We start from the raw sequence: 7,206 nt of genomic DNA, 5'->3' as shown, positions 1-7,206 counted from the left end.
TTAATGTAGAATTATATTCTGAAGATAATGAGTTGATTACGTCCAAATTAGAAGATAAAATAAATGGAACTAGAGAAGAAGTTTTAGAAGCTAAAAGTAATGAAAAACAGTTTATTATAAGAAATATTGATAATAAAAAATATGTATTTGTAAGTTCTATTATAAATGTGGCAAGTTCAAATTTTAAGTTAATAGTTTCAAAAGATATTCAATATATATATACAGAAAAAGTTGAAAATTATAAATTTTTCTTCACTATAGACTTGATGATGTTTTTAGTGTTAGGAATAGGAATGTTTATAATATCTAAATCTTTAACTGCGCCTTTAGTAAATTTAAGTAATACATCTAAGGATATTACTAAAGGTGATTATTCAAAAAGAGCAATTGAAAGTGTCAGCAATGATGAAATAGGAGTATTAGAAAGGAACTTTAATGTTATGATAGATGTTATAGAGAGCAATATAAAAGAGTTGAAATATTTGAATGAATCTAAACAAAGGTTTATAGATAGTTTAAATCATGAGATAAAGACACCTATTACTTCCATTATAGGATATTCTGAACTTTTATTAAAAGGAAATGTGAATGAAGAAACAAGGGTAAAAGCTCTTACTTATATTAATTCAGAAGCGAGAAGGTTGGAAACTTTAAACTCTACTCTACTTAAATTAACATTAATAAGAGAAGATAAAATAAGTCTAGAAAAGACAAAAATAACTGATATTATAAACTCTGTTTATAATACTTTAATTTTTAAGATTGAAAATAAGCATATGAAATTGAATATTAATATTGAAGATGTTTACTTATATGTAGATAAACAGTTAATGGAGGTATTGTTAACTAATATTTTAGATAATTCTATAAAGGCGTCGAAAAAATATGACAAAATAGAAATAAAAGGTTATTATAGTAATGAAGATAATAATTTTATTTTGAAAATACAAGATTTTGGAATAGGTATGGATAAAGATGATATAGATAAGGTATTAGAACCTTTTTATATGGTAGATAAAGCTAGAACAAGAAAAAATAATGGAATAGGATTAGGATTATCTATATGCAACGAAATTTGTAAAATTCATAATATCAAAATTGATATAAGTAGTGAATTGAACTTAGGAACTGAAGTTACTTTAAAATTTAGTGAGGAGAGTATATATAATGAAGGGTAACATAATACTGATTTTATTAACTTCTCTTGTACTGATATTAATTTTAATTTCAAATATAAATGATAAATATAAGGAAGGCATATTATATAGCCAAAATGATATAACTAAATATAGTGAAAAAACAGAAGAAAGTGATAGTTTAATTAATAGAAAAGAAGCTATAAAGATTGCAAATTATGTAATGAGAGGGGTATTTGAGATTGATTTAAATAATGAAAATTCTCAAATGTTTGTAAACTTATCTTCTAGTACGGCATCAAAGATTCAAAGCTATACTTGGTCTATATATTGGTCTAAGCATGATGGTACAGGAGGATATGGTGTTGAAATAGATTGTAATAATGGGGATATAATATCAGCTTACGCTAGTGAAGATTTAGGAGATGAAAGTTCAAAACCTGCCAAGGATTTAAAAGACTATGAAGTAAAATATATAACAAATGAATTTACGCAAAAACTAGATATAGATATAGACTCATATAATTTAGTTGTTTCAGATAGTATTGATTATGATTATAGAAACAAAAAGACTAAATATAAATTATGTACATCTACTAATAAAACAAATTCAAAAGATAAGTTTGTTATTACAATAGATACTAGAACAGAGTCTGTTGTAAAATATACGAAAAATAGATAAAAGGGAGAGTAATAGTGAAAATATTAGTTGTTGAAGATGAAGAAGCAATAAGAAATTTAATAGTGATAAACTTACAAATGGTAGGTTATGAAGCTATTGGTGTAGAAGATGGCCTATTAGCCAAAGATTTTTTAGAAAAAGAATCTGTAGATTTAATTCTACTTGATATAATGATACCAGGAATAGATGGATTTTCATTGATAGAAGAAATTAAAGATTATAATATACCAGTTATTTTTGTAACAGCAAAAGAATCGGTTTTAGATAGAGTGAAAGGTTTAAGATTAGGAGCAGATGATTATATCGTTAAGCCTTTTGAGACAATAGAGCTTTTAGCAAGAATAGAAGCAGTTTTAAGAAGATATAATAAAGACACTCCTTTAATTAAATTTAAACATCTTGGTGTAGATACTAATAAGAGAATAGTAAGCTCTAACAATAAAGAAGTTTATTTAACAGCAAAAGAATATGATTTGTTAATTCTATTTTTACAAAATAAAAATATGGCTTTATCAAGGGAGCAGATTTTAGATAGAGTTTGGGGATTTAACTATATTGGAGAAACTAGAACAGTTGATATTCATGTACAAAGGCTTAGAGAAAAATTAGATTTAAAAGATTATATAAAGACTGTATTCAAAGTGGGATACAGATTAGAAGAATAGACAATATAAATATAATTAATTAAAATCTGAAAATATTATAGTTAGTCTAATAAATAAAAAATTGTATGTTATAAGTATTTTTATAGCATACAATTTTTTATTATACGAAAAGTTTATTTTGAAAAAGATTATTAATCAGAGACGATAACATCATGACCTTCTTCTTTAAATTTCTGTACTAACTCTTGATCAATATTAGAATCAGTAACAATGTAGTCCACTTCACCTAAAGAACAAACTTTTATAAACAGAAGTTTTACTTATTTCATATATAGATAAATCAAATATTACTATGCTATAATTAAAGTCATATAGAAAAGGGGGATATACTAATAAAGGGGGGAAGTAATATGCCAATAAAAATACCAGCAGAATTGCCTGCATACAATGTGCTATCTAAAGAAAATATATTTGTCATGAATGTAGAAAGGGCTAATACACAAGATATTAGACCTTTAAAAATAGGGATTTTAAATCTTATGCCTATAAAAATACAAGCTGAAAATCAATTACTTAGATATTTATCAAATACACCTCTTCAGGTTGAAGTTGTATTATTACAGACAAAAAGTTATATTGGAAATCATACACCGATAGAGCACTTGAAAAAATTTTACAGATACATAGATGATGTAAAAGATCAGAAATTTGATGGTCTTATTATAACGGGGGCACCTGTAGAACAAATGGATTTTGAAGAAGTTGCTTATTGGGAAGAATTAAAAGATATAATGAATTGGACAAAAACTAATGTTTATTCTACTATCCATATATGCTGGGGAGCTCAAGCGGCACTTTATCATCACTATGGAATACCTAAATATGGATTAGATAAAAAATTATTTGGTGTTTACAAGCATTGGAATAATTACAAGTATGACAATTTGACTAGAGGCCTTAATGATTTATTTTATGCTCCACACTCAAGACATACAGAGATTAAAAGAGAAGATATAGATAAGATTGATGAGTTAGAAATATTATCTGAATCTTATGAAGCTGGAGTATTTATCGTGGCTAATAAAGATAGAAGACAGATATTTATTACAGGTCATTTAGAATATGATAGAGATACTTTGAAAAATGAGTATCTTAGAGATTTAAATAAAGGGCTTTCTATAGAAATTCCAATGCATTATTTTGAAAATGATGATACAAATAGTATTCCGAGGGTAACTTGGAGAGAAAGTGCTAATATAGTGTTTGGGAACTGGCTAAATTATTGTGTGTATCAAAATACACCATATAATATTAATGAAATAAAGTAAAAGTGGTATAAATAAATTTATTATTAAAAAACCTTTCTTAAATATAGGTAAATTTGTATATTAAGAGAAGTTTTAATTTGAAATCTTATGAAACAAACTTTTTATAAAAAAATATTGAAAATAAACATAAATTTATGTATAATAATAAAAAAATAAAGATAAATATTCGTATATAATGGTAATATGGTCCATAAGTTTCTACGAACTCACCGTAAATGAGATCACTATGAATAGTTACAGATTCCTAAAAGTTTGATTTGTTAATAAATAAGGGTATATGTTCTATTCGTAGAATATATATCTTTTTTTATTATATAGACAATATTAGGAGGACAACATGGAAGTACAAAGACAGCATGGAGAAAATTTACAAAAAGAAAGCAATCACTATTTATCATTCTTAGATAAAATATTTGGATATACAAGTCGTGGTTCTAATATGAAAACAGAAGTAATTGGTGGAATAACAACATTTCTAACAATGGCTTATATAGTTTTCGTAAATCCAGCAATATTATCAGATGCTGGTATGGATAAAGGAGCGCTTATAACAGTAACTATTTTAGCAACAGCCATTGGAACATTAATATTTGCATTTTTAGGGAATGCGCCATTTGCATTGGCTCCAGGTATGGGACTTAATGCATTCTTTACTTATTCATTAGTAATTGGTCAAGGTATACCTTGGCAACAAGCATTAGGTGTTGTATTTATATCAGGTACAATATTCTTTATTTTAGCAGTAACAGGTGTTAGAAAATATATAGCAGATGCAATACCAAAAGAATTAAGTATAGCTTCTGCAGCAGGTATAGGTTTATTTTTATCATTCGTTGGATTAAAAGGTATGGGAGTTATAGTAGGAGATGATTCAACTTTAGTAGCTTTAGGTGATTTAACACCAACAGTTTTAATATCTTTATTTGGACTTATCCTTATGGGAATATTTGAAGTTAAAAAAGTAAAAGGTGGAATTTTGATAAGTATAGTTATAACTACTATATTATCTATATTTTTAGGATATGCAGAGCTGCCGACTGCTATAATATCAGCTCCACCAAGCATAGAACCAGTTGCATTTAAACTAGATATAATAGGTGCGCTTCAGTTTTCATTAATAGGACCAATATTCTCATTTATGTTTATAGATATGTTTGACTCGTTAGCTTTCTTAATAAGCTGCTGCAAACAAATGGGATTAGAAGATAAAGATGGAAATATAAAAGATCTTTCAAAAATGTTATATGCAGATGTCACTTCAACATTAATAGGAGCATTACTTGGAACAAGTACTGTTACTACATTTGGTGAGTCAGCAGCCGGTATAGCGGCAGGAGCTAGAACTGGCCTTGCTTCAGTAGTTACAGCATTATTATTCTTTGTAACATTATTATTTACTCCGCTTTTAGGAATTGTACCAACATATGCAGCATCACCTGCACTTGTTATGGTAGGGGTATTTATGTTTTCAAGTATAAGACAAGTTAATTTTGATGACAGTAAAATAGCTGTTTCAGCTTTTGTTACAATTTTATTAATGCCTCTTACTTACAGTATAAGTATAGGGTTATGTTTCGGTTTTATATCTTATATAATTATGCATATTGTATCAAAAGAATCAAATAAAATAAGTATAACATTATGGATAATAGGGGTATTATCAGTATTAAATTTAGCACTTAGTTAAGAATAATATTAGGGAGAGAAGAAATATGACTCAATTATATATAAAAAATTGCTATTTAATAACTATGAATGATGAAAGAGAAGTATACGAAAATGGAAGTATACTTATAGAAGATAATATAATAAAAGCAGTAGGTAATGTAGATGAATCTATGGTAAATACTGATGCAGAAGTTTATGATGCACAAGGTAAAATTGTAATGCCAGGTTTAGTAAATACTCATGTTCATTTATCTCAACAATTAGGAAGAGGTTTAGCAGATGATGTTACACTTCTTACTTGGTTAAGAGATAGAATCTGGCCTTATGAGAGTAGTTTTGACTATGAAGACTCATTAATATCATCTATAGCTTGTTGTATTGAATTAATAAAATCAGGTGTGACTACTTTTTTAGAGTCAGGTGGACAATATGTAGATGCAATGGTTGAAGCAGTTGAGAAAACAGGAATAAGAGCTTGTCTTGCTAAATCTGTTATGGATAATGGTATAGGATTACCTAAAGCTTGGGACAAAACTTGTGAAGAAGAATTAAATACTCAAATAGAGTTATTTGAAAAATATAATAATACTTGTGATGAAAGAGTTAAGATATGGTTTGGACTTAGAACTATATTTAATAACTCAGATGAATTAATAGTAAAAACAAAACAGCTTGCAGATAAATACAATACAGGTATTCATATGCATATAGCAGAAATTGCTGATGAAATAGATTTTGCTAAAACTCGTAAAGGTTTTGGCACAGTTGAGCACTTAAATGAGCTTGGAGTATTAGGTCCAAACTTATTGGCTGTTCATACTGTTTGGTTAACTAACAGAGAACTTGATTTATTTAGATTAAATAACGTAAAAGTTTCTCATAACCCAGCTGCAGCCATGAAAGTTGTTCTTGGATTTGCATCTATCCCAGAAATGTTACACAAAGGAATACCAGTATCTATAGGTACCGATGGGGCTCCTTCTAATAACAGAATGGATATGATGAGAGATATGTACTTGACTTCTTTAATACATAAAGGAAGAACTTTAAATCCAGAAGTACTATATGCTGAACAAATATTAGAAATGGCTACTTTAAATGGAGCTAAATGTGCTCTTATGGATGATGTAATAGGAAGTTTAGAAGTAGGCAAAAAAGCTGACATGATAATCTTAAATGGAAATGACATTCACTCATTACCAATGCATAATCCAATAGGAAATATAGTTTATTCAATGACTAGTCAAAATGTGGAGTCAACTATATGTAATGGTAAATGGCTAATGAAAGAAAGAGAAATAGTTGTTTTAGATGAAGCTGAATTACTAGAAAAAGTTAAGCTTCAAGCTGAAAAGATCAGAGAGAAAGCTGGAATTAAATTAGAGTCTAAGTTTAAATTTGTTAAATAAATATACTTCAATAAAAAGTGTATGGGATAAAAATTCCATACACTTTTTTTATACAATAAAGGACATAAATTACCTTGTTTGTTGATAATTTATAATCATGATTTCTTAAATAAGTAAAATAATTACTCTTCTCCTAATAAAGGTAATTGATAAGAGAATAGTAATTCATTAATTTGCATTATACTTAAATTATTATTTATGCCAAAAATAATAATACTATCTTTTTTAACCTTGGCATACAATTCTCATGCATTACCAATTTTTAAAGCCTTAATACTTTCTTCTAAAGTGAAATTAGCACCTATACAAAGTTGTAAGATTTTATCTCTGCTAGGCTTTTTATCGCCTCTCAAAATTTCATAAGCATAAGTTCTATCT

General features: G+C 27.4%; 6 protein-coding genes and 1 riboswitch. All 6 genes read left to right on the top strand.

Going from position 1 to position 7,206, the window contains the following annotated elements; genetic code table 11:
* Nucleotides 1-1,178, top strand: a 1,178-nt coding sequence (locus J7G74_RS12420) for a sensor histidine kinase (protein ID WP_297135888.1), incomplete at its 5' end; no start/stop codon positions are given.
* Nucleotides 1,168-1,818 carry a hypothetical protein gene (locus J7G74_RS12415; RefSeq protein WP_297135885.1) on the top strand — a complete coding sequence of 217 codons (651 nt, stop codon included), beginning with the start codon at nucleotides 1,168-1,170 and terminating at the stop codon, nucleotides 1,816-1,818. The genes J7G74_RS12420 and J7G74_RS12415, both read left to right, overlap by 11 nt.
* A 14-nt stretch (nucleotides 1,819-1,832) precedes the next feature.
* On the top strand, nucleotides 1,833-2,483 hold the full coding sequence (locus tag J7G74_RS12410) for a response regulator transcription factor (RefSeq protein ID WP_330616570.1): 651 nt from the start codon (nucleotides 1,833-1,835) through the stop codon (nucleotides 2,481-2,483).
* A 350-nt stretch (nucleotides 2,484-2,833) separates the two neighbouring features.
* Nucleotides 2,834-3,751, top strand: a complete 918-nt coding sequence (gene metA, locus J7G74_RS12405; RefSeq protein WP_297135883.1) for a homoserine O-acetyltransferase MetA — start codon at nucleotides 2,834-2,836, stop codon at nucleotides 3,749-3,751.
* 146 nt (nucleotides 3,752-3,897) lie between these two features.
* A riboswitch (purine riboswitch) is annotated at nucleotides 3,898-3,998 on the top strand.
* A gap of 90 nt (nucleotides 3,999-4,088) precedes the next feature.
* Nucleotides 4,089-5,438, top strand: coding sequence for an NCS2 family permease (locus J7G74_RS12400; protein ID WP_297135879.1), 1,350 nt, complete (start codon nucleotides 4,089-4,091; stop codon nucleotides 5,436-5,438).
* A 25-nt stretch (nucleotides 5,439-5,463) separates the two neighbouring features.
* Nucleotides 5,464-6,828: an amidohydrolase gene (locus J7G74_RS12395; protein WP_297135877.1), complete on the top strand. Its 1,365-nt coding sequence runs from the start codon at nucleotides 5,464-5,466 to the stop codon at nucleotides 6,826-6,828.
* Nucleotides 6,829-7,206: the final 378 nt, after the last annotated feature.

It is taken from the genome of Terrisporobacter sp., from assembly GCF_017888745.1.
GTDB lineage: Bacteria > Bacillota > Clostridia > Peptostreptococcales > Peptostreptococcaceae > Terrisporobacter.
This window is presented reverse-complemented; position numbering and strand designations above follow the sequence as displayed.